23 protein-coding genes are annotated in these 22,114 nt (G+C 44.8%); 9 read left to right on the top strand and 14 right to left on the bottom strand.

Features of this window, described 5'->3' with window-relative positions:
* Positions 1-267: 267 nt before the first annotated feature.
* From RA178_RS04610 to RA178_RS04600, 3 genes are all read right to left on the bottom strand, one after another.
* Positions 268-759, bottom strand: a complete 492-nt coding sequence (locus RA178_RS04610; protein ID WP_028761651.1) for a GNAT family N-acetyltransferase — start codon at positions 757-759, stop codon at positions 268-270.
* A 174-nt stretch (positions 760-933) separates the two neighbouring features.
* Positions 934-1,653, bottom strand: coding sequence for an LrgB family protein (locus RA178_RS04605; protein WP_028761650.1), 720 nt, complete (start codon positions 1,651-1,653; stop codon positions 934-936).
* 2 nt (positions 1,654-1,655) lie between these two features.
* Complete coding sequence (locus RA178_RS04600; RefSeq protein WP_028761649.1) at positions 1,656-2,090, bottom strand: CidA/LrgA family protein; 435 nt, start codon at positions 2,088-2,090, stop codon at positions 1,656-1,658.
* A 122-nt stretch (positions 2,091-2,212) separates the two neighbouring features.
* On the opposite strand from RA178_RS04600, the gene RA178_RS04595 reads away from it, so the two are divergent.
* Positions 2,213-3,103, top strand: coding sequence for a LysR family transcriptional regulator (locus RA178_RS04595; RefSeq protein ID WP_219251114.1), 891 nt, complete (start codon positions 2,213-2,215; stop codon positions 3,101-3,103).
* An 8-nt stretch (positions 3,104-3,111) separates the two neighbouring features.
* Here the strand turns inward: RA178_RS04595 and RA178_RS04590 are convergent, their stop codons facing one another.
* Positions 3,112-3,930 carry a hypothetical protein gene (locus RA178_RS04590; protein ID WP_371134985.1) on the bottom strand — a complete coding sequence of 273 codons (819 nt, stop codon included), beginning with the start codon at positions 3,928-3,930 and terminating at the stop codon, positions 3,112-3,114.
* A gap of 433 nt (positions 3,931-4,363) precedes the next feature.
* Here RA178_RS04590 and RA178_RS04585 point away from each other — a divergent pair, with 433 nt between their 5' ends.
* Genes RA178_RS04585 through RA178_RS04575 form a run of 3 tightly spaced genes read left to right on the top strand, consistent with a single transcriptional unit; the run spans position 4,364 to position 6,504 of the window.
* Positions 4,364-5,098, top strand: coding sequence for a basic amino acid ABC transporter substrate-binding protein (locus RA178_RS04585; protein ID WP_105251595.1), 735 nt, complete (start codon positions 4,364-4,366; stop codon positions 5,096-5,098).
* A gap of 7 nt (positions 5,099-5,105) precedes the next feature.
* Positions 5,106-5,786, top strand: a complete 681-nt coding sequence (locus tag RA178_RS04580; protein ID WP_306684730.1) for an amino acid ABC transporter permease — start codon at positions 5,106-5,108, stop codon at positions 5,784-5,786.
* Positions 5,779-6,504: an amino acid ABC transporter ATP-binding protein gene (locus RA178_RS04575; protein ID WP_028761645.1), complete on the top strand. Its 726-nt coding sequence runs from the start codon at positions 5,779-5,781 to the stop codon at positions 6,502-6,504. Before RA178_RS04580 ends, RA178_RS04575 begins: the two co-directional genes overlap by 8 nt.
* A gap of 487 nt (positions 6,505-6,991) precedes the next feature.
* Here the strand turns inward: RA178_RS04575 and RA178_RS04570 are convergent, their stop codons facing one another.
* The 3 genes from RA178_RS04570 to RA178_RS04560 all read right to left on the bottom strand — a co-directional run bounded on the left by RA178_RS04570 (position 6,992) and on the right by RA178_RS04560 (position 9,132).
* The gene (locus tag RA178_RS04570) at positions 6,992-7,729 is read right to left on the bottom strand and encodes a hypothetical protein (RefSeq protein ID WP_306684727.1); all 738 of its coding nucleotides are present in this window, start codon (positions 7,727-7,729) and stop codon (positions 6,992-6,994) included.
* Between the two features lie 603 nt (positions 7,730-8,332).
* Positions 8,333-8,689: a DUF6547 family protein gene (locus tag RA178_RS04565; protein ID WP_014611206.1), complete on the bottom strand. Its 357-nt coding sequence runs from the start codon at positions 8,687-8,689 to the stop codon at positions 8,333-8,335.
* Positions 8,690-8,766: 77 nt separating this feature from the next.
* Complete coding sequence (locus RA178_RS04560; RefSeq protein ID WP_306684725.1) at positions 8,767-9,132, bottom strand: glyoxalase superfamily protein; 366 nt, start codon at positions 9,130-9,132, stop codon at positions 8,767-8,769.
* A 162-nt stretch (positions 9,133-9,294) separates the two neighbouring features.
* Between RA178_RS04560 and nfsB the strand changes: the two genes are divergently transcribed.
* From nfsB to RA178_RS04545, 3 genes are all read left to right on the top strand, one after another.
* The gene (gene nfsB / locus RA178_RS04555; protein WP_219233801.1) at positions 9,295-9,948 is read left to right on the top strand and encodes an oxygen-insensitive NAD(P)H nitroreductase; all 654 of its coding nucleotides are present in this window, start codon (positions 9,295-9,297) and stop codon (positions 9,946-9,948) included.
* A gap of 333 nt (positions 9,949-10,281) precedes the next feature.
* Complete coding sequence (locus RA178_RS04550; RefSeq protein WP_006082872.1) at positions 10,282-10,926, top strand: DNA-J related domain-containing protein; 645 nt, start codon at positions 10,282-10,284, stop codon at positions 10,924-10,926.
* Between the two features lie 312 nt (positions 10,927-11,238).
* Entirely contained in the window at positions 11,239-11,994 is a 756-nt protein-coding gene (locus tag RA178_RS04545) for a DsbA family protein (RefSeq protein WP_105251591.1), read from the top strand.
* A 106-nt stretch (positions 11,995-12,100) separates the two neighbouring features.
* Here the strand turns inward: RA178_RS04545 and RA178_RS04540 are convergent, their stop codons facing one another.
* Together RA178_RS04540 and hemG are read right to left on the bottom strand one after the other, a co-directional pair.
* The gene (locus RA178_RS04540) at positions 12,101-12,628 is read right to left on the bottom strand and encodes a cytochrome b/b6 domain-containing protein (protein WP_105253061.1); all 528 of its coding nucleotides are present in this window, start codon (positions 12,626-12,628) and stop codon (positions 12,101-12,103) included.
* 107 nt (positions 12,629-12,735) lie between these two features.
* A complete protein-coding gene (hemG, locus tag RA178_RS04535) occupies positions 12,736-13,257 on the bottom strand; it encodes a menaquinone-dependent protoporphyrinogen IX dehydrogenase (protein WP_306684722.1) in 522 nt (173 codons plus the stop codon).
* A gap of 476 nt (positions 13,258-13,733) precedes the next feature.
* Here hemG and RA178_RS04530 point away from each other — a divergent pair, with 476 nt between their 5' ends.
* Positions 13,734-14,942: an MFS transporter gene (locus tag RA178_RS04530; protein WP_306684721.1), complete on the top strand. Its 1,209-nt coding sequence runs from the start codon at positions 13,734-13,736 to the stop codon at positions 14,940-14,942.
* Between the two features lie 144 nt (positions 14,943-15,086).
* The gene (locus RA178_RS04525; protein WP_028761753.1) at positions 15,087-15,926 is read left to right on the top strand and encodes a TIGR03899 family protein; all 840 of its coding nucleotides are present in this window, start codon (positions 15,087-15,089) and stop codon (positions 15,924-15,926) included.
* A 105-nt stretch (positions 15,927-16,031) separates the two neighbouring features.
* Here RA178_RS04525 and cysC read toward each other — a convergent pair whose 3' ends face one another.
* The 5 genes from cysC to cobA all read right to left on the bottom strand — a co-directional run bounded on the left by cysC (position 16,032) and on the right by cobA (position 21,812).
* Positions 16,032-16,649: an adenylyl-sulfate kinase gene (gene cysC, locus RA178_RS04520; RefSeq protein WP_306684720.1), complete on the bottom strand. Its 618-nt coding sequence runs from the start codon at positions 16,647-16,649 to the stop codon at positions 16,032-16,034.
* A 64-nt stretch (positions 16,650-16,713) separates the two neighbouring features.
* Positions 16,714-18,438, bottom strand: a complete 1,725-nt coding sequence (locus RA178_RS04515) for an SLC13 family permease (RefSeq protein ID WP_306684719.1) — start codon at positions 18,436-18,438, stop codon at positions 16,714-16,716.
* A gap of 3 nt (positions 18,439-18,441) precedes the next feature.
* The gene (gene cysN, locus RA178_RS04510) at positions 18,442-19,884 is read right to left on the bottom strand and encodes a sulfate adenylyltransferase subunit CysN (protein WP_306685393.1); all 1,443 of its coding nucleotides are present in this window, start codon (positions 19,882-19,884) and stop codon (positions 18,442-18,444) included.
* An 82-nt stretch (positions 19,885-19,966) separates the two neighbouring features.
* Positions 19,967-20,875 carry a sulfate adenylyltransferase subunit CysD gene (gene cysD / locus RA178_RS04505; protein WP_168822611.1) on the bottom strand — a complete coding sequence of 303 codons (909 nt, stop codon included), beginning with the start codon at positions 20,873-20,875 and terminating at the stop codon, positions 19,967-19,969.
* Positions 20,876-20,966: 91 nt separating this feature from the next.
* Positions 20,967-21,812 carry a uroporphyrinogen-III C-methyltransferase gene (cobA, locus tag RA178_RS04500; RefSeq protein WP_219253994.1) on the bottom strand — a complete coding sequence of 282 codons (846 nt, stop codon included), beginning with the start codon at positions 21,810-21,812 and terminating at the stop codon, positions 20,967-20,969.
* Between the last annotated feature and the right edge of the window lie 302 nt (positions 21,813-22,114).

Raw genomic sequence — 22,114 nt, 5'->3', positions numbered from 1 at the left:
AATTTTTTTATATAAAACCAGCTTAACCTGTCACCAATCCAGAGCAATAAAGCATCTAGCTCTAGACCTTTCAATTGTAGTAGAGACAAAATCTTAGAAAGAGATTTTTTTCAGTATAATAATTTGAAATGAAAATAATGGGCGACTTTTTGCACTTTTAACAAAAGTCCCTGTACAACAGTGATTTCAAGCATCTAAATACGTCATTTTAGGCGAATGAAAGCGTTAACATACGCCCTAAAATGTCGCGTTATAGCATCTTATCCGCTAGCGTAAGACAAATTCGAGTAAGGCTTCAGTATCTTCGCTCTCTTGTATCAGTTGGTCTGTCAGCACAAAACCGTGTCTGAGCAGCACTCGCTGTGAAGCTAAATTATGTTTAGCCACATGGGCAAAGAGGGGTCTTAAACTGACTAAAGGCAAAAATTGCGCTAAGGTCTGTGTCGCGATACCTTTGCCCCAATATTCACGGTCAATCCAATACCCTATCAGCGCTTGTCCATCACTTTGCCAATGCCCAATATTGCCCACAAACTTGCCATCGACCACTATCGCCCTTGGTAATACATTCACTTGTCCGAGAATATTTTGATGCCAATGTTTAAAAAACGCTTCTCGATCCCGAGGAGGAAATTGAGCAAGCTGGTTAGCAATGGGATCGCTTTGATGCACAAAAATAGCTTCAAGATCACTTTCAATAATCGGGCGTAAACTCACACTGTATTGCGTGTTTGGTTGTTTGTCTGACTTACTAGACATAGGTATCACCATTAATACTATGTATTTCAACTTGGTACAGCATGTCACATTTTATGAAGGTAAGCTCAAAAAAAAGCGCATAACCGAGAAGGAGTTAGCGCTCGAAGAGGCAAATTTGCCGAAATTGAGTTGTGTAAATTCAAGCCATAAAACTCACACGATAGCATTCAAAGCCTAGATAAAAATCAATGCAAAAACGGGTGCGCCTAATACCATAGCGATACCAATAAAAATCATAGTCAAACTGGCGATAACGCCCTCTTGCTTGCCGATTTCATTGGCTTTTGCGGCGCCAGCACCATGGGCAGATGCCCCTAGAGCAACACCTTTACCTAACGAAGTACGAATACGCATAAATTTAAATAAGGGATCGCATACCAAGATGCCAATGACGCCTGTAATTAACACCATCATGGCCGTCAACTCAGGCACGCCGCCAAAGGCACTAGTCGCCTCCATCGCAAAGGGAGTCGACACCGAACGTACCAGCAAACTCTTAGACAACTCCACCGGCAGAGGCACAAACTTCACCAGCAGCCAAGAAGACATCATCCCCAGAAACAATCCGGCCGTTACACCTAACCCTATCGTCAGCGGATACTGGCGGATCAAGTTACGCTCACGATAAATCGGCAAAGCAAAGGCGATAGTCGCTGGCGCTAACATGGCCATCAACCAATGGGTGTACTCAAAATAGGTTGGCAGCGGGATCTTAAGATTAAACACCAATAAGGTAATCACTATTGGCGCTAACACTATGGGCGCTAACCACCAGACTCTATGGTACTTATAGAGACGCTTGGCGCCGAAGTAACAGAATATGGTCAGCAATAAGCTGAATAAGGCTAATCCCGTCTGCGACAACACAAAATCCACCACTTTTGAGTCAGTCATCATTAAGCCGCCTTAGCGTGGCGACGGGCTTGCTTTTTGATGTTCAGTTGGCGCTCAAAACGAAACACTCTATCGACCACAAAGCCTGTACCAAACATCACACACACACTGCCCATCACTAAAGTGAACAATATATTGGTGCCGTATTGCTCAAACAAACCTTCGTACTTAATAACGGATATCACTGGCGGGATGAAAAACAGCAATAACTCACCAATCAACCAAGCGGCACCCAGTTGTACTGCATTTTCAGGAATGAGTTTAAAACCTAATAAAAATAAGAGTATGCCTAAGCCAATCACACTCCCTGGAATAGGAGAATGTGCCCAAGTGGCGAACCAGTGACATGCGAAGGACAGTAAACAGAAGAGACCGATTTGGCTTAATAACAAAGCCCAATGTCGACACTGACGTATTGCGGCTTGTGGGAATGACATGATTTTCTCGGTTAGAACAAAGTTTTCTATAGGGCTATTCTAGGCTTGCCTATTTGATAAAAAAAATGAATATTAAGAATGTAATGCATGAATTTTAAGAATACATTTAAAGGTGAACCTTAATGGACCTCAAAGTTATCCGCTATTTTATCGAAATCGTCGATGCTGGAGGCTTCGGTAAAGCCAGCGAAAAAGTCCATCTCACCCAACCAGCACTATCAAAGGCCGTACGCCAATTGGAAGAGGAGCTAGACCTCATCTTACTCGAACGCGGTAAACGCGGCACCCAAGTCAAACTCACGCCCGCGGGCGAAGTTGTTTATCGACATGGCAAAGAGTTACTCGCTGGCCGACAACGCATGCTCGCTGAACTCACGGCCCAACGCAGCTTAACCGCGGGCGAACTCAACCTCGGATTGGCTCCTCTAGGCAGTGCCGAGATTTTTGCTCCTATTATTGCCAAATATCGCCAGCAATATCCGCAGATAGAGATGCACTTACTCGTCCGTGGCGGTGTAGAGCAAACCGCGGCAATCCAAAAGGGCGAAATTGAACTGGCCACTGGGATTATTGATTTTGATGAGGGTTATGACGGCATACGCGTGTTTAGCGATCCTATGGTAGTGGTACTGCCTAAGGAAAATCCGTTATCCACCCGACAGATATTATCATTTAGCGATCTCAGTGCCGACCCTCAGGTGATGTTCGAAACCGAATACACTCTCTATCAATTAGTGCTCAATGCCTGCCGACAGGCAGGATTTGTCCCTAAAAACATCACCCGCGTTAGCCAAGCCGATTTCGGGATTGCCTTAGTCGCCGCGGGCACAGGGGTTATGGTATTGCCGCGCTCCATCGCGCGGCGCTACAGCGTGCCCGGCGTCGTAAATATCCCACTGGCGAGTGACGAGCTGCGCTGGGAGCTATCGCTCTTTTGGCGCAAAGACCAAGTCTTATCCTTCGCGGCTCAAGCCATGATCGCCTTAGTCGAGAAGCACTTAACCCATAAATAACCCTATTCTTACCAAGGAACCACTAAGCTTAAACGCACTAGCGTATCGCTATCCCATGGCAGAATAGGCAAATACTCAGCCGAGTTAACATCGACTTTGGCATAGTGGTCTAAATTGTATTGCGTGTGTTCGGCGCTCAGCACGAGCAGGCTGTCAGGCCGCCAAAAATCGGTTTGGTAACTCAGCTCAAAGCGATATTGATTCTCTAACCATTTATCCTCGTCTTGCCAGGTTTGTGCGGCCACTTGCATATGTAGCTTAGGCGTCACATTAGCCCCTACACTTCCCATAAAGGTATAAGCAAACGTACCATTCCCAAAATCGCCACGATCGTAACCTCGAGTTCTAGGCACATCATCATCGATTTCGAGATAGTAATAACCCGCACCCGCCTTGAACTGGGCCTGTAATTGTTGTCCGTCAAAGTTAGCTGTCAGCCCAGGAAATACCTTAGCTTGTTTCTCAACCGAGCTAACGGTATTACGCTTTCCCTGTAAATCGAACTGCCAACCGAATGAAAACGCGGGATTAACACGATAAAGTTCACCGCTCGCGGCATAGGCAGACTTAAACCACACAGGGATATGGTCAGGATCCAGTTTATCGACATCTACGTCTAAATAGGCATCCAGCGCCGCCGTCAGCAAAATATCGCTTTGGGTTTTATGTTCTAACAATAGACTCGCATTCACCCCTAAGGTGTGAGAATCCTCGACCACAAAATCATGGCTGCCTAAGCTGTAATGCCACTGAGTTTGCTCTTCGGCCTGCAGTGCACTCGATAAGCACAGGGCTAAGCACACTAATGCTGAGTTGAGATAGTTCACTTTTGACTCCTGAAACATCGTTTCTAGCTTGATAATCAAATCAGCCAGAGGATTAAACTGCATAAAATAGGAATAACACCAACTAAGGTTGCCGTTAAAGAGCGGCTAAACTAGCCAATTTAATCAAAGAATAATAGGCGATAGTTCAAATTATGACACTCTCATTGAGAAGCCGCTAATAAACACCACAGAAGTATAGATAGCCAAAAACCTAACAGTAACAATAGTTACAGACCAAGGCACAATAATTCAACCCAGAAAAAACAACTTACACACAAATTTGTACAGGAAAGCAGCGGGCCTCAATCTTGCGACTGAAAACCGCAAAATAGAAATGAATTTTTAATCAAATTAAAAGCATAATTATTGACACTTAATGCTCATCTGCCTATAGTCGCCACACTGATAGTGAAATCGAACAAGAGAGTCTTAAATGAAAAAATCCATGTTATTAGGCGGCCTGACCTTAACTGCCACCTTGTTGTTAGCTGGATGCGGAAAAAGCGATGACGTGTTAGTCGTTGGCACCAATGCCGCCTTCCCTCCTTTTGAATATGTTGGCGGCCAAAGTGGCGATGAAATCAAAGGCTTTGATATCGATCTGGCCAAGCAAATCGCTAAAGATGCGGGCAAGACACTGAAAGTCGAAAACATGAAATTCGATTCACTGATCGTCGCACTCAACTCAGGCAAGATTGATTTTATCGCCTCAGGTATGACGATAACCGCTGAACGTCAAGCCAACGTAAACTTCTCTGAGCCTTACTACGAAGCGACCCAAGTGGTACTGGTTAATAAAGATAACAATAGTATTCATACGCTTGAAGATATTAAAGGCAAACACTTTGCGGTGCAGTTAGGCACAACCGCTGACATCATGTCAAAGAAATACACCCAAAATATCACCGCCTTTAATACGGGTTTCGAAGCCATTATGGAGCTTAAAAATGCCAAGGTGGATTTAGTGTTATTCGACAGCGAACCTGCCGCTAACTATCTGGCTAAAAATCCTGAATTAAAGATGATTAAACTGGATTTTCCTGCTGAGTTTTATGGTTTCGCCGTGTCAAAAGAGCAGCCTGAACTGCTGGCGAGCATCAATAAAACACTGGCTAATATGAAAGCTGACGGCCAATATCAGACGCTCGTTTCTGCCCATATAAAGTGATATCAGCATGATAGACGCAATTAATACCTCGCTGTTTAGCCCGATTGGCGAAGATGGCATGATAGGCATACTGCTGATATTAAATGGTTTGAAAGTGACGTTAATCGTCACTTTCTTCGCCATGTTATTAGGCGCAGTGTTAGGCATTGGCACTACCTTTATGAAGATGTCGTCTAAGTGGTATATCCGCTTCCCCGCCAATCTTTATGTCGGTGTGATCCGTGGCACCCCAGTAGTTGTGCAATTAGTGATCCTTTACTTCATCGTGCTTTCTGCCTTAGATGTCGATAAAATCACTGCCGCCATTATCGCTTTTGGTCTCAATAGCGGCGCGTATATTTCTGAGATAATCCGCGCAGGGATTCAAGCCGTTGATAAAGGTCAAACCGAAGCGGCCCGTTCACTTGGCTTGTCCCAAGCAATGACCATGAAATCGATTATTTTGCCCCAAGCAGTCAAGAATATTCTGCCCGCACTTGGTAATGAATTTATCGTGCTCCTCAAGGAAACCGCCGTCATTGGCTTTATCGGTGGTGTTGACCTTATGCGCGCCGGTGAAATCATCCGTAGCCGTACCTTCGAGGACAGTGTGCCCTTATTTACCTGCGCCCTCATCTACCTATTCCTGACCTACAGCTTCACGTTTGTGCTGTCGAAATTTGAAAAGAGGTTGAAACAAAGTGATTAAAATAACCAACCTGCATAAAAACTTTGGCGATAACCAAGTGCTCAAGGGCATTAGCGAGCATATTCGTCAGGGCGAAGTGGTGAGTGTGATCGGCCCAAGCGGCAGTGGCAAGAGTACCTTTTTGCGCTGTATCAATCTGTTAGAGCAGCCAAGCCAAGGCGATATCGAGATTGAAGGTCAATTGATCACAGCGCCAAACGCCTGCGTAGATAAACTGCGGCAAAAAGTGGGCATGGTGTTTCAAAACTTTAACTTGTTCCCCCATAAAACCGTCATCCAAAACATCACCTTAGCGCCTATTAGTCTAAAACTGATGACGCCAGCTCAAGCCGAGACCAAAGCCCTCGACCTACTGGCACAGGTTGGTTTAAGTGACAAAGCCAATGCCTACCCCGCCAGTTTATCGGGCGGCCAGAAGCAAAGGGTCGCCATTGCCCGCGCATTGGCCATGGAACCAGACTTGATGCTGTTCGATGAGCCAACATCGGCACTCGATCCCGAAATGGTCGGGGATGTATTAGACGTGATGAAAGATTTAGCGCTAAAGGGCATGACCATGGTCATTGTCACCCACGAAATGGGCTTTGCGCGCGATGTATCCGATCGAGTGATCTTTATGGACGGCGGTTATGTAGTCGAATCAAGCCCTCCCGATGAACTATTTAGCCACCCGAAAGAAGCCCGTACCCAAGCATTTTTAAGCAAAGTATTACGCTAGCTTAAGCGGCTTAAGTCCTGTCCCTCATGCTCACTGTCATGACCTTTATAAGTACGTGCAGTGAGCGAAGGATTCAAATTAGGATCCCAACATTCAACGTTTATGACAAAGACTAAATTAGACAAGTCAGGATACAATCATCTTTCACAACACCATAAAAATTATGCCTTTGAATTAATAGGTATTGAACAAAAGCTAAATAGCCGTTTATCTGTTCAGGGAGTTTATTGTCATTGTGTCTCCAGCGACACGCCATGAATATGTCCTTATAGGCTCGACGGCGACATCCATGTCGCCAACGGTCACTGGTGCCCCAATGCCAATTTAAACTACCAGTTTTGCTATATATACGTAAAAAGCTAGTAGACATAAATGGGTTAGAATTCTTGCTCTAATCTATGATTTTCGGATTAAATTTTCTATGGATTAACGCCGCGCTCTAGGACAAACCGAAGCGCAGCGCAGATTTGTCCCTAGCAGCGCCTTGTTATACGCTTGCCGCTTCACTTAAATCAATCTCCATTGGAATCTGATATGAATTTGTGTAAAGGCTAGCTTTAAATGATGCCCTCGGCGTGATCAGGACTTTTCCATCTTTTACTGAAATTGTACCGACCAGAGGAAATATATCCGATGGCCCCTTAAGATCAACAAACCTTTTAGTGAAAGTAGCACCTGTTTTGTGGTTAATGTATTTTACAAGCCCATGAGATGCTTCGCCATTTGGGCGCAATTTATATGAAACCAGAACCGAATATGACTTAGTATGTTTTGCCTTAACTGGAAGCTCGACCGCAGAACCAAATCTTTCCACCTCGTTTGAAGCAAGCTTGATTTTTTCGGTTTTTTCTATGCTCAACTTACAAAGGTGCTCAAGACACTCAAAGGTACTGCGAATTACAAATTGTTCAAGTTCGGACTCATTTAATGATTTTAATTTCTCAAAATTTACACCGCAGTCTATATACCTAAGCCACTTTTCTGGTGTTCTATCGGAAAAAACCATCGTGCCTTCTGGAATAGCATTTGTGTAGTTTACATATAGGTGATCGAATTCTCCGAGGGATAATCCATTTGCACCAAGTATTGTGGCTATACGAGTACCCCAGTAATGAAGCAGCTTAGGAAATTTGAAAAAGCTAGAACAACTCGAAGGTAGACTCTTACCTGTCTCATATAGGGAGTCGCTAGCGTAATACCTAATATCTATTAATGCTTTTTCCATTTATATATCCGATCTCTCTTCACGCATAAGCCGCAAACAGCCGCTGCTTTGTAGTGGATTATTTTGCGATAGCGTAGCAAAACAAGGAACGAAAAAGCCATCAGGCTGGTTTGCATTGTTATGTGTTACTCACAGAATGGACAAAATAAGTTGTTCATGAAGTCTAGTGGATCAATATTGGAGCTAGGTAGTAGAACCGTAACTCTACCGTGCTTTTGACATTCTATTTCTTGGAAGCCACCTTCTGCTTTTAAAGTACTTATTTCCAGATCGCTCCAGCCGCACCAAGGGCAACATTTTATCTCAGCCTCAGTGATAGCAGCTATTTCCTGCTCCCAGTTACACTCTCCGCAATGGACTTTGCGAATCGTTCTGGCTTCTGTGAGGTTTATTACTTTGGGTCTTTCGATCATTAAGATTCCCTTACACATAACGTTGGGGATAAGCGGATCCGCGTTAGCGAATAATAAATCAAGCCATCCATTTTAAACCAACAACATAATGCACTTTTGGTTTGCCTTCAACCAGCGATGACTTTGTTAAGTAACTGAAATCATTCAGCGATGCAAGGTGTTCGCTAGAAGCGAGATATTCCGATAATACCTATTCTTGCTCCCAATTATCCCCTTCTCGGCGACAAACATAGTCATAGTAAAGGGTGGAACCAAAGGGCTGAAATTCCATCTCAATGCCGTTTTCGTAATACTGACCATTTTCGCAGTCCATTCTGTCATTAAGTCGTACTAAGGCATCATGAATACCACCACGTCTAGCATTAATAAGCATCTTGACGAGAATCTCTCTTTGCTGGACAGTTAGTGACTTTAAGAACTCATTTATTTCTGAATTTTCCTGCCTGTTTGGATAGCTCCCTTCTTGCAAGACCCATTTTTCAAATACTCCATCATGTAACTGAGCAAACTCGTCAACAAAGCTTTTCCACAATTCAACTGAACTCATTTTTTCTCCTGAAAGCATAACACAGTGCCCATGCGCGTAAACTTGTAAATGCCGCAGGCCTCGAATGCCTCACTCTGTTATGTGTCTGCTGCTTCATTAAACAAAATCCTGTTTGAAAACGGATCTGTTACAGTAAAGCAACGATCGCCCCAAGGCGCATCTTCAATACTAGTTTTGTTGTATTTATATGGCTTAGAAGTCACATGAGCAAATAATTGATCAAGTTCACTCACATTCACAAAAACCTTACAGCCAGGACTACAGTCGCCTGAATGTTCACTCAAGTGCAAAACAAAATTGCCAAGTGAAACTTGTATATAAATCGGGTAGCCATCCTCAAAGCGATGTTCCCAATCTAATTCCATACCCAGAAAGCCAAGGTAAAACTCTTTGGCTTTATCTTCATCAAAGATCCGCATAATTGGGATTGTCTGAAACTTCATGCCATCTACTCCATCACACATAAGCTTTGTCTAGTGCGCATAAACACCCAGTTTCAAATTTTTTTTGAAACTAATACCTGCCTTGATCACATTGTTTTTTACTTAAACCTGCTTAAAATGCTGCCATTGAATTTGTATTCCTTAATGATTTGGAGCCGTTACATGAGTGATTTAAGTTTCTTCGCCAAAAAGCGCTACACCACTAAGGCCTTTGATCCAACTAAGACTATTCCTGCGGATAAAATAGCAGAAATCAAAACCTTATTGCAGTACAGCCCATCATCGACTAACTCACAGCCTTGGCATTTTGTGTTAGCAAGTACGGCGGAAGGTAAAGCGTTAGTTGCCCAAGCGACCGAAAACTATGCGTTTAATACCCAAAAAATTCTCGATGCTTCCCATGTACTCGTACTCTGTGCTCGTGCTCAATTAGATGAAGCACACTTACTGCAAGTACTCGAGCAAGAAGCGAAGGATGGCCGTTTTGCTAATGAAGAAGCCAAGCAAGGCCAACATAATGGCCGTTCTTTCTTCGCGAATATGCATAAATTTGAGCTGAAAGATGCCCAGCATTGGATGGAAAAACAAGTCTACTTAGCACTTGGCACTTTAATGCTCGGTGCAAGTGTATTAGATATTGATGCGTGTCCGATCGAAGGTTTTGATGCCACTAAAATGAATCAAGTCCTAGGCTTAAGAGAGCAAGGTCTAGGTGCCTGCGTGGTTGTAGCCTTGGGTTATCACTCAGAAAATGATTTCAACGCTAAATTGCCTAAGTCTCGCTTAGATCAAGAAGTGATCTTCACCGAGATCTAGTCCTTCACTCTATGTGAAAATAATCATGCCCTTGATTTTATGTGATATAAACAAGGGCATCATGTCTAAAACTAGCCCTCTCTTAACTACCTACCCCTAAAACCTAACTGCTGTTAACGGCTTATTTACGCCGAGAAACCATCTAAAGTAGGAGTAAACCATCACGGTATTGCTCTAAAATTCATCTTTGCCTACACTTTGGCTCTGTGGCATAGTTTGCGGCTCAACTTAGTGAATGATCATTTATCGTCGCCTTTCGAGTCATCTTTGTTGCAGCCCAGCGGTTTTATCGGCGCATTGGTAACACTCACAATTTAGGATGGGACAGTCAGTATGTTATTTGCCAAACCCTCACTCACTGAAGAACCTCAATCGATTCGAGTTGCAAACACTAAGGGCGATAACCCACTGATTTGGCCGTTGCTTACGGTTTTACAAGCCTCAAATCAAAGTTGGAAAATCCATCACTTAGCCACTGAATTACAAACCCAAGGGCTGATCCACCAGCTTGATGAAAATCCGGGTAACGATTTATTCAAACGTAACTTCCTACTGATGAACGCCCTGTTTGAGCTGCAAGAAATATTACTGCCCAAGCAATGGCTACAAGTCAAAGCCATGGAAATTCAAATCTTCCGCTTAGTACCATCAAACGTTAACCTGCTGATAATGCAAGATACTTCCCTGCGTGAGTATTACCTCGATTGGAATAACTACGACACCAGCGAAAACGTAGTACGAGAATTACTTGAAGCATTCTGGAGCAATTATAAGAGCTATATAGGCTTAAATATCAATCTGATGAACAAAGGTAACGCGCTGCGAGTTTTCGAATTAGACGAGAGTGCTACCGCCCGTGATATCCGCAAGCAATGGCGTCGTTTAGCGCTCAAATGGCACCCAGACAGACCCGATGGCGATGCGGCGCGTTTTCGCGAGGTGTGCGAAGCTTGGCAGTCGCTTAGGGATATTGCGTAAGAATTTAGCCAGTGGTGATGCAGAACGGGGCTTTAATCAACATGCACCGACTTAGCGATGCGATCCTGTCTACAGTCCTGCCAAATCTAAGGTAAAACTTCCATTGAGATCACAGATTTAGCCTACTAGCTTCATGCCAATTCAGTCATAATTAAGCCTTTCCATTTAACCTGAACCTATGTGTCAACGCTGCCATTTTGGCTAGCTTAAATCCTAGGTTGAAGCTCACTCTATCTCTTATGTTGACCGTTGAATACCAACGATAACAACGACTGACATTGTGAATTCAATCCCACCGAATTTGAGGAAACTATGATTAAACAATTAGCCTTGGCTGTAACCTTAGCGATTGCACCATTGAGCACCTTTGCCGCCAATTTTGTTGAAGGCACACATTACACTCAAATCTCGACCAAAGCGCCTAGCAGCGAACCAAAACTCACTGAATTCTATTCATTTTATTGCCATAACTGCTTCAATATGGAAACCAACTATTTGCCTGATATCAAGGCAAACCTCAACAAACAGATAAGTTTCGACAATAAGCATGTCGACTTTATGAATAGCGACATTGGCACCGAAGTGATGCGTTCATTAGCCGTGATCCAAAGCGTTGATAACAAAGACGCCTTAACCCATGCCATGTTTACCGCAATCCAAGGTGCTGAGGGCGCAAACGGCCACGATCACAGTGCACCTGGCCATCAGCATGAGCCGCAAATTAACAGCCGTGATGACATCAAAAAAGTCTTCGCCCAATTTGGTGTCGATGCTGCTAAATACGATGAATTAGCCGATAGCAAAAGCACTAATGAAAAGCTTTCCCTGTGGCGCACCCAGCAGAATGAATTCAAAATCGACAGCGTACCCGCCTTTATCGTGAACGATAAATATGCGGTAAATTTAAACAGCATCAAAACCTTAGATGAGTTAATTGGGTTAATTAACTACCTTGCTGTTGAGAAAGATGCCGCCCCCGCTAAAACCTCATCGGGTGGCAGTCTAGGCTGGTTATTTCTAGTCTTCGCCGCCGCAATTGGTGTGACCCGTCAGCAACGTCTTAGCTAATTTAAAACAATCGTTGAAATAAAAAATGGCCTCCAAATTAGGAGGCCATTTTTATGCGTGTTCAATCCAAGCTATCGATATAAGCGCTCAATATGGGTTATGAAGTTTATTGCCGAATAAAATCAAGAATATGGCTCGCTGCCAAGACGAGATGTAGGATCAAGAAACCAATAAAAGCCTGCGCAAAGACTTGATGATAACCACGCCATGCCAGTGCTGTTGGCGTCCCTTGAACAACAAACCAAACTAGGCCCGTAACCCCTGTAGCCACCAGCAACAGCATGCCAATACCTTCTATGGCACTAAACAGCCCTTTACCACCAGCGACGGGGAATTTGCCTTTAGCAAGTCCAACAATATCTTGCTTTAACTGTGCCCAATCGCCCGCCAACCAGCCAAAGTATTGGTGCCACTTGCCACGCAAGGTATTGCTGAGTAAAAAAAGAATCCCAAGCACAGTGCACGCTAAACCTAAATATACATGCAAATAATCCCAAAAACTGGCGTTATCGGGTATCCGTCGGCCCATAAAAATCCACGGACTGGAACACACGAGTAAAATAGTCGACACGACAATCCACACATGCAGTTGCGCCATAATGACTCGGGATAAGGAGCGAAGTTTAGTCATCATACTGATCATATTTAATGCTCCTTTGCCCTTGTGACTAAGGCATACATACCGCTTTCAGGGCGCGAATAGAATAGGGCTAAATGAAGCACCGAAATTTGATATCAAGCTTAAGCGCTGTGGATCTGCTCACCAAACTCAGTCACTTTCTGCCAATCCGTATATTCAACATTAGTAACAGGGTCCGTAGGTCCTTTCGTTAACCACATGATGAAACGGATAATATTTCTATCTAAAGCGTTATAGCCTTGGTAATTCAAGTTACCCCCAAAAACGCGCAGCAATTGTGGCCGCCAAGTGGTTTTACTTAAAAATGCCTGCATGTAAGGATTGGTCTCTGGGGTGTTTTTCTCGGGTTTACGTGCCACTAAGCTGACAGAGAAAAAACCACTGACCTTATCCGTCAATACGGCTTGATGCTTTTCAATAAACTCGTACAAACTTGGGTTATGTTTACCATGGCGAATACTGGCACCTATGATGATTTTGTCGAACTCTGTGAGCACTGGAGCGGCCTGGATATCGGCAGTAACCACTTCATTACCCAAAGCCATTAACTGCTGTGCGAGCTTTTTAGCAATCTTTTGGGTCTGGCCGTGAACACTAGAGTAAATGATAAGAATTCTTTTCAATTTAGCCTCGATTAATCCCAAGCAAAATAACAATAAGCGGCCTAGAAAAGACGGTGCAGGCGACTTAATTTCGACTCTCTATGCCCGTTTGGCATATCAAATGACATCACAACGCTCAGACTAAATGCGCTAAAAGTAGCAATGGACACTCAGAGTCATTGGCATTCCAGTGGAATTTAACTTGGTATGCAAAAGTAAAATGACAATTAAGATATTTCATACTAGGTGATTTACCCGCCAATTTACATGAAATAGATCACGGGCTTAGCGCCAAACACCCCAAGTATATGCGGTAGTTTTAACTGCCTCACAAAAATAACGCCTTAGGTATATTCTCGCTTTAGCGTCTTTGTAACCTAAGGAGTTAATTCGCCTAAACATTGTTACAAAATTGAAAGGGATAAGTCACACCTTATATAGCCAACCTAAGAAAAAAGCATTAGCATTTGAACACTTATCGCCTGAGTCCCTTATCCATGAAAGCTATTCAAGCAAAAGATCCTAAAGCACTCTTGCTGTGGATGACCTTTGTTATGTCGCTCGTGTTTGCCGTTTGGCAGGCATTGCTCAACAACTTCGTGATTGAGAAAGCCCAATTCACTGGTGCTGAAATCGGCATGTTACAAAGCCTGCGCGAAATCCCCGGCTTCTTGGCTTTTACGGCGATTTTTGTGCTGCTGCTCATTCGAGAACAAGCCTTCGCCCTGCTCTCGCTCGCCATTTTATGTATCGGCGTAGCGGTAACAGGTTTCTTTCCTCAGGTCATAGGCCTATATCTAACGACTGTGTTGATGTCTGTCGGATTTCACTATTTTGAAACCATCAACCAATCGCTAACGCTGCAATGGGTCGATAAAAAAGACGCGGCGGGTTTTATGGGTAAAGCACTGGCGTGGCGTTCGGCGGCCGCTTTAGTCGGTTATGCCAGCATTTGGCTAGTAATAACTTGGTTGAAGCTAGACTACCTGCATATGTATTTGATTATAGGCGTATTAGGTCTCATCATTGTGCTAACCATAACATGGTATTACCCCAAGTTTGAGACAACGGAAATACAACACAAAAAAATCATACTGCGTAAACGCTATTGGCTCTATTACCTACTCACCTTTTTTTCAGGTGCAAGGCGGCAAATCTTTATGGTATTTGCGGGCTTTATGATGGTTGAAAAGTTTGGTTATAGCGTCAGTGAAATCACTGCGCTGTTCTTAATCAACTATGCCGTTAATCTACTTTTTGCGCCTGCTATTGGTCGTTTGATTGGACGTATTGGTGAGCGTAATGCGCTTACTGTGGAATATATCGGACTCATCTTAGTCTTTATCAGCTATGCCCTAGTCGAACAAGCCAATATGGCGGCAGCACTCTACGTTATCGATCATTTACTTTTTGCGATGGCAATTGCGATGAAAACCTATTTTCAAAAAATCGCCGACAGCAAAGATATTGCCGCCACTATGTCAGTCAGTTTCACCATAAACCACATAGCGGCTGTGATTATTCCTGTGCTTTTGGGCTTATTATGGTTAACCGATCCCGCCTTTGTATTTTACATAGGGGCGGGCTTTGCAGTATGTTCGTTAATACTAGCGCTGAATGTTCCGCGCCATCCTGAACCGGGTAATGAAACCTTATGGTCTTGGCCAACTAAAAGTGCGAAATCAATCGCTAAAGTCGTTAAATAAAACGGCATAATAACGAACCAAAGAATTGGCTTAACGAGATGCTCAAACTAAAGAGATGATCATCTAAAGTAAGCTACAACCGAATGTAAGAGTTCACTAAACCCTCACCTCAACCACAGTGCAGGCTCAAGGATTAATAACGCGATGAAGGATTCAGATATTTTACTGTTGGCAGAAGAAGGCGAGTCAGCATCCGAGGTATCCGCTCGCAAAAAAGCCCTGCTACTTGGTCGCCAATTAGGGCTCGCCAGTGAGCAAGAATATCGCCCTGCGAACGCCTCAATAGCCGAGCGAGCTCAACATAGAGCACGCAAGTTATCGAGCGAATATCAGGCCAATGTGGAAACCATTTTTGCCTTAGCCCTCAGTTATACCCACTCAGATGTCACTGGGGTCGATCTTGATCCCGATTGGAGCCATCAATTTTTCTTGATGGCGGAACAAATCCATAACCGTAAGATGCAAGATTTGTGGGCTCGGATATTATCGAGCGAAATAGTGAATCCGGGAAACTTCAGTCTACGTACCCTAGCGCTGCTCAAGCAACTGACTCACAGGGAAGCACAAATTCTTGAAAAAGCCCTTGGCATGGCGGCTAAGGTAAATAACGAGCAGCGCCTAAAACTCATCAGTGGCTACCGCTTGTCAGGTGGGATTGGCCAGTATTTCCGTAAAACCACCTCAGTCAATTTAGGCTTATCCCAGTTTGGGCTACCTTATTCCAGTATTTTGACCTTAGTCGATGCGGGAATACTTCACAGCAGTGAGTTCGAAACCGGCCTACTTAATAACAAAACACCGATTCAATTTGCCCTGCAAGGCATACAAATGAAGCTTACGCCCAAGAGCGGTAATCTGCTTTTTAGCTATTATCGCTTAACACCGATTGGCGATGAACTCGCCCAACTAGTACAGCCTAAGCCAGATCAAGAATACTTGAAGGCTCTACAGCTCTTGTTTGCTAAAGACTTTAAAATAGAATAATGATCACGCCATAAAAATAGATTATGAGTCAATGGTATAAGCAGTAAAACCCAGAAATAACAAAGGAGCTTAAAGGCTCCTTTTAAGCAAGATAAGGGCTAAATGTTAAGCTAGCGCTTTTGCCTTATCGGCATTAATGACATTGATCGCCGTTAAATAATCGATTAATGCACGCACTTGAGTCACTAAATCGCCTTTGCTGGTATCTATGGTTAATTCGGCGGCTAATGGCGCTTCATAAGGTGATGAAATACCAGTGAAATTGCTAATTTCGCCACTGCGCGCTTTCACATATAACCCCTTAGGGTCACGCTGCTCGCACACACTCAAAGGCGTAGCTACATGCACTTCAATAAACTGCCCCGCAGGAAAACGGGCACGAATACCATCACGTTCTTCACGGGTCGGGGAAATAAAGGCCGATAACACCACAAGCCCAGCATCCACCATCAATTTGGCCACTTCGCCGACACGGCGCAGGTTCTCGTCACGGTCTTCAACCGTAAACCCTAAGTCTTTACACAGGCCATGGCGCACATTATCACCATCAAGCAAATAAGTGTGGAATCCCGCCTCAAATAACGCCCGCTCTAATGCACCCGCCAGTGTCGACTTGCCCGCGCCAGACAGTCCGGTAAACCAGAGTAATACGGGATTTTGGCCTTTCTGCTCGGCTCTGGCGACTTGATCTACAGGATGTTGATGCCACACGATATTTGTCATAAAAACTCCTCAATCCCCATGCTGTTAAACGGCTAACATAAGGGCAATAAACTCAAGCTAATCACTAAAAAGGAAAGATGATCGGCACCATAAATATCACTATCAGGGAATACAGCACAGATAACGGCAATCCTAGGCGGACGAAGTCACTGAAGCGATAATTACCCGCATTAAATACCATCAAATTGGTCTGATAGCCGTAGGGTGAAATAAAGCTCGCACTGGCACCAAAGACAACGGCCATAATAAAGGGCCTTGCATCGACACCGTAATTAAGTGCAATCGCGTAAGCGATAGGGAACGCCAACGCCGCCGCTGCGTTATTGGTCACCAGTTCAGTCAGCAATAAAGTCATTAAATACACGCCGACAAAAGCGCCAAATACCCCATAACCGTTAATAACTGAGAGTAATCCTTGGGCTAAACTGTTCGCAAGGCCTGTACTCATCATCAAGTTGGCAAGCCCTAATGCACTCCCCACGATCACCACTAATTCCAATGGGAAACGGCGTTTAAGCTCAGCCAGTGTGACTGCGCCTATGGCAAAATAACTGAGCAGCAATATCACTAAGCCCTTAGCCAAGGGTAATATGCCAGTGACACTCAGGATGATCGTTGCCGCAAAGCCCAGCAATACCCAACGACCACGACGACTGTCTAGACGCACATTCAAATCTAAGCCACTGATCGCTGCAAACTCTGAACTCAGCTTTGCGCTATTGCTAAAACCATCACCTGGCGTCAATAACAACACATCACCGGGTTGCAGAATAATGTCACCGAGTCCGCCCTTCAGCGGATGATTGCCGCGGCGGATTGCCATCACGGCCGCATCGAATTGCTCACGAAAACGCGATGCTTTCAACGAACTGCCGACTAAACGGGATGATGGCGCGAGTACAGCTTCAACTAAATTTTGTCCCTTAGCTTGATGCTTACCAAACCAATCTAAACCATCGAATTGATGTAATAGCTCAACCGATTCCACCGCGCCACTAAAACGCAGCACGTCGTCCGCTTGCAGCACTAACTGGGGCGGAACAGGACAAATACAAATGCCGCTGCGTTCTAATTCAACCAGATATAACTTCTTCAGCGCCCTAAGTTTGTTATCCACCACACTGCGACCCACTAAGGACGAGCCTTTTGCCACATGGGCTTCGAGCAAATATGGCAGCGCTTCTTCACCTGATTCTTCCCGTCTGTCGGGCAGAATGTTCGCCAGTAAGGTCAGTAACAATATACCCGCGACAACGATCACCACTGCAACTGGCGTAAACTCGAAGAACCCTAAGGCGGGTAAGCCGGCGTTTTCTACAAAGGAGTTCACAATCAAGTTAGTCGAGGTACCAATCAGGGTCAGTGTGCCACCTAAAATTGCCGCATAATTTAACGGCAATAATAACTTAGCCGGCGCGTGAGCCTGATTGCGGCGCACAACACCAATCAGTGATGCCACGACCGCAGTGTTATTGGTAAATGACGACAGCAAAGCCGTCGAAAAACCGAGCTTTGCCATTGTCATAGGCAAAGAATTATTACCTATGACTTGACTCAACTTTCCCAGCAGGGACGTTTTTTCTAACGCCGTCGCGGCCAACACCAACAGGACCAGCGTGACTAAGCCAATATTGGTAAAGCTTGTTAATGCGGTATCGAGCGCAACCATGCCAAGCAAATAACAGAGCAAAAATGCAAATAAAAACAATACCGCTGGATTGATACGGCCACTAATTAAGCCAGCCACAAGCCCTAACAAAATAATCGCTAATAGCCACAAGTCACTCACAAATTAAGCTCCAAGCTTAGTGATATCTATCGCTTGCCAATGGGGGAAGTGTTTACGCACTAAGGCATTAAACTCGACTTCAAAGGCACTAAATTGTGACGCTGTTTGCTTGTTAACATATTGACCCGACACCACCATCACTGCAGCAACCGTCGCATTACTCAGGCGGTCGATTAAGATCATTCCGCCCGTATCACGCACTAACGAATATGCATCAAACACTATGTCTTCGGTCAGTTCTAAGGTCACACGCGCAATGGCGTTTAACACAAGAGTGTCCGTCGCACTGCGTGCTAAGGTATTAACGTCAACCACATAATCGATAGCAGTCACAGAAGCTTGCGTCTTCTTACCAGCCACTTTGATGTCGTATAACTGACCGAGTTGTAATGGCTTTTCATCCATCCACACTATATCAGCGCTGATCACGTTAGCGACGGCTGGCGCAGAATCGGGTTTTGCCAGTAAATCGCCACGGGAAATATCAATTTCATCTTCCAGCGTGATAGTCACAGCTTGGCCTGCAACCGCTTCTTGTATGTCACCATCGAAGGTCACAATACGTTCAACCTTACTGCGTTTGCCCGATGGCAAAGCGACTAACTCGTCACCGACATTGATAATGCCAGAGGCTAACGTGCCTGCAAAACCGCGAAAATCTAAGTTAGGACGCGACACATATTGCACAGGAAAACGCACAGGCAATGAGCTGAGTTCACGCTGAGTATCAATGGTTTCTAGCAGTTCAAGCAGTGTACCGCCTTGATACCATGGGCTTTGGGTGCTGCGCTCAACCACGTTGTCACCATTAAGCGCCGATAACGGCACAAAGTGGATATCGAGGTTGCCGAAATCTTTAACGAAATCAGTAAAATCGGCACGAATACGGTTGAATACTTGCTCGTCAAACCCAAGCAAATCCATCTTATTCACGGCCACAACAAAGTGACGAATACCCAGTAATGACGCGATAAACGCATGGCGCTTAGTCTGAGTCTGCACGCCGTAGCGGGCATCGACTAAAATCACCGCTAAATCACAGGTTGATGCACCCGTTGCCATGTTGCGAGTGTACTGCTCATGCCCTGGCGTATCGGCGATGATGAACTTGCGCTTATCACTTGAAAAATAACGATAAGCCACATCGATAGTGATGCCCTGCTCGCGCTCAGCTTGCAGACCATCCACCAGTAAGGCTAAGTCAATGGCTTCACCTGTGGTGCCCATCTTGGCGCTGTCGCTCTTGAGGCTCGCTAATTGATCTTCATAGATCTGCGCGCTATCGTGTAACAGACGGCCGATTAAGGTACTTTTACCATCGTCGACACTGCCACAGGTTAAAAAGCGCAGTAAGCCTTTGTGCTGCTGCAGGGCTAGATATTCTTTCACACCATGGAGGGTAATTTCTGCCGCCATGAGATTGGTTTTATTGACCGCTTTGTCCATCATATTCTCACTCTTGATCTGCTTGGCTGAAGGTCGCGCTGATTAGCGCCACCTTCGCGAAATAGGATTAACCCTGTAGAGATTAGAAGTAGCCTTGACGCTTCTTCTGCTCCATAGAGGCACTTTGATCTGAGTCGATCAATCGGCCCTGACGTTCGCTCGAACGGGTTAACAGCATTTCTTCAATAATCTTTTCTAGACTGTCGGCCTCAGAATACATGGCGGCCGTGAGTGGGTAGCAACCTAAGGTTCTAAAACGCACCACTTCTTCTTTAATCTGCTCGCCCTCGGCTAACTTCATCCGCTCGTCATCGGCCATGATTAACTGACCACCGCGCTCAACCACTTGACGTTTAGCAGCAAAGTACAAAGGCACTAACTCAATGTTTTCTTGATAAATATATTGCCAAATATCCAGCTCAGTCCAGTTAGATAATGGGAACACACGAATACTTTCGCCCTTGTTCACTGCGCCGTTATAGGTGCGCCATAATTCTGGACGTTGATTTTTAGGGTCCCATCTGTGGTGGCGGTCGCGGAAGGAATACACACGCTCTTTGGCGCGCGATTTTTCTTCATCACGGCGAGCCCCACCGAAAGCCGCATCGAAACCATATTGGTTAAGTGCTTGCTTTAAACCTTGGGTTTTCATTATGTCAGTGTGTTTCGCACTGCCATGGTCGAAGGGGTTAATCCCCTGCGCCAACCCTTCTGGGTTAATGTGCGTCAGTAACTCGAAGCCAAATTTCTTTGCCTGCGCATCACGGAACGCGATCATCTCTTTGAATTTCCAACCTGTATCGACATGCAGTAGCGGGAATGGGATCTTGCCTGGATAAAAGGCTTTACGTGCTAAATGCAACATAACGGAAGAATCTTTCCCGATGGAATACAACATCACAGGATTATCGAATTCGGCTGCAACTTCACGAATGATCTGGATGCTCTCAGCTTCCAGTTGTTGTAAGTGGCTTAGTTCACGCCCGGCCATATTATTCTCCGTTACCTTAAATTCGCCGTGTTACCACAGCATGGATTAGCTTAATATTTTTAACTGCTTAATAACTTTAACTGTTTGCAGCTTAGCTTATCGACGCGACGGCCGAGACTCTAACCGATTGAGTCTGTTCATCACTGACCTGAGTCGATTCAATCGCTTCAGGTTTGAACCAATGCAAGGCGTCACTCAGCGTGACGACTTCACCTATGATCATCAAAGCTGGCATTTGTAATTCTGGATCGGCGGCAAGCTGTTCAAGCTCACCTAAACGGCCGATAAAACGACGTTGCTCTTTAGTGGTTGCCTTTGACACTATCGCCACGGGTGTTTCAGGGCTTCGGCCCGCATCGACTAGACCTTGGCGAATAATGCCTGCGTTCAGAATCCCCATATACACGACTAAGGTATTGTTAGGATTAGCATAACCTTGCCAATCCATAGGGCGACTCTCTAACTGACAATGGCCAGTGATAAAAGTGACGCCTTGGGCATGGTCTCTGTGGGTTAGGGGAATTCCCGCATAGGCTGACGTGCCGCTGGCAGCAGTAATGCCGGGAACGACTTCAAACTCAACCCCAGCTTCGACTAAAGTTTGTAACTCTTCGCCCCCGCGGCCGAAAATAAAAGGATCGCCACCTTTAAGGCGCACCACATTTTTACGGGTGTAGGCTTTAGTGACAAGTAACTGATTAATCTCGTCCTGTGCGGCGCTATGCTTGCCCGCACGTTTACCTACGGCAATCTTCTCAGCGTCTTTGGGAATAAGATCGAGGATATCTTGGCTGACTAAAGCGTCGTATAGCACTGCATCAGCAGTTTTAAGGATGCGCCATGCCTTTAACGTCAATAGCTCAACGTCGCCGGGACCTGCACCCACCAGCCAGACTTTGCCTTTGGCCGCTTGGCCCGGTAAAGAGAAAATTTCCATCAGAATCCCCAAGATCACTTTAGTCTGTAGAAATATAGCGCGTCTTATATTCCATAATAAATAGATAATTATTAGTTTTTATATCATTTAGATATAAAAGAATAAGTGACCACTCACTTAAAGTGGGGAAAACCTTAGGTTTCAAAATCAAAAATGCCCCAAATCCAGGTTAACCAATTGAAATAAAATGACTTAATAAGATTAAGCGAATTGCATCAAATTAATTTCTGTCCGCTAAGTGCATGATTTTGGCACTATGTTATTGCCAAAAATTCTACCTAAACATGTCTCTATGGGACTAA

Origin of the sequence: Shewanella oncorhynchi, from assembly GCF_030848765.1 — a bacterium.
In the GTDB taxonomy this organism is placed as follows: domain Bacteria; phylum Pseudomonadota; class Gammaproteobacteria; order Enterobacterales; family Shewanellaceae; genus Shewanella; species Shewanella oncorhynchi.
This window is presented reverse-complemented; position numbering and strand designations above follow the sequence as displayed.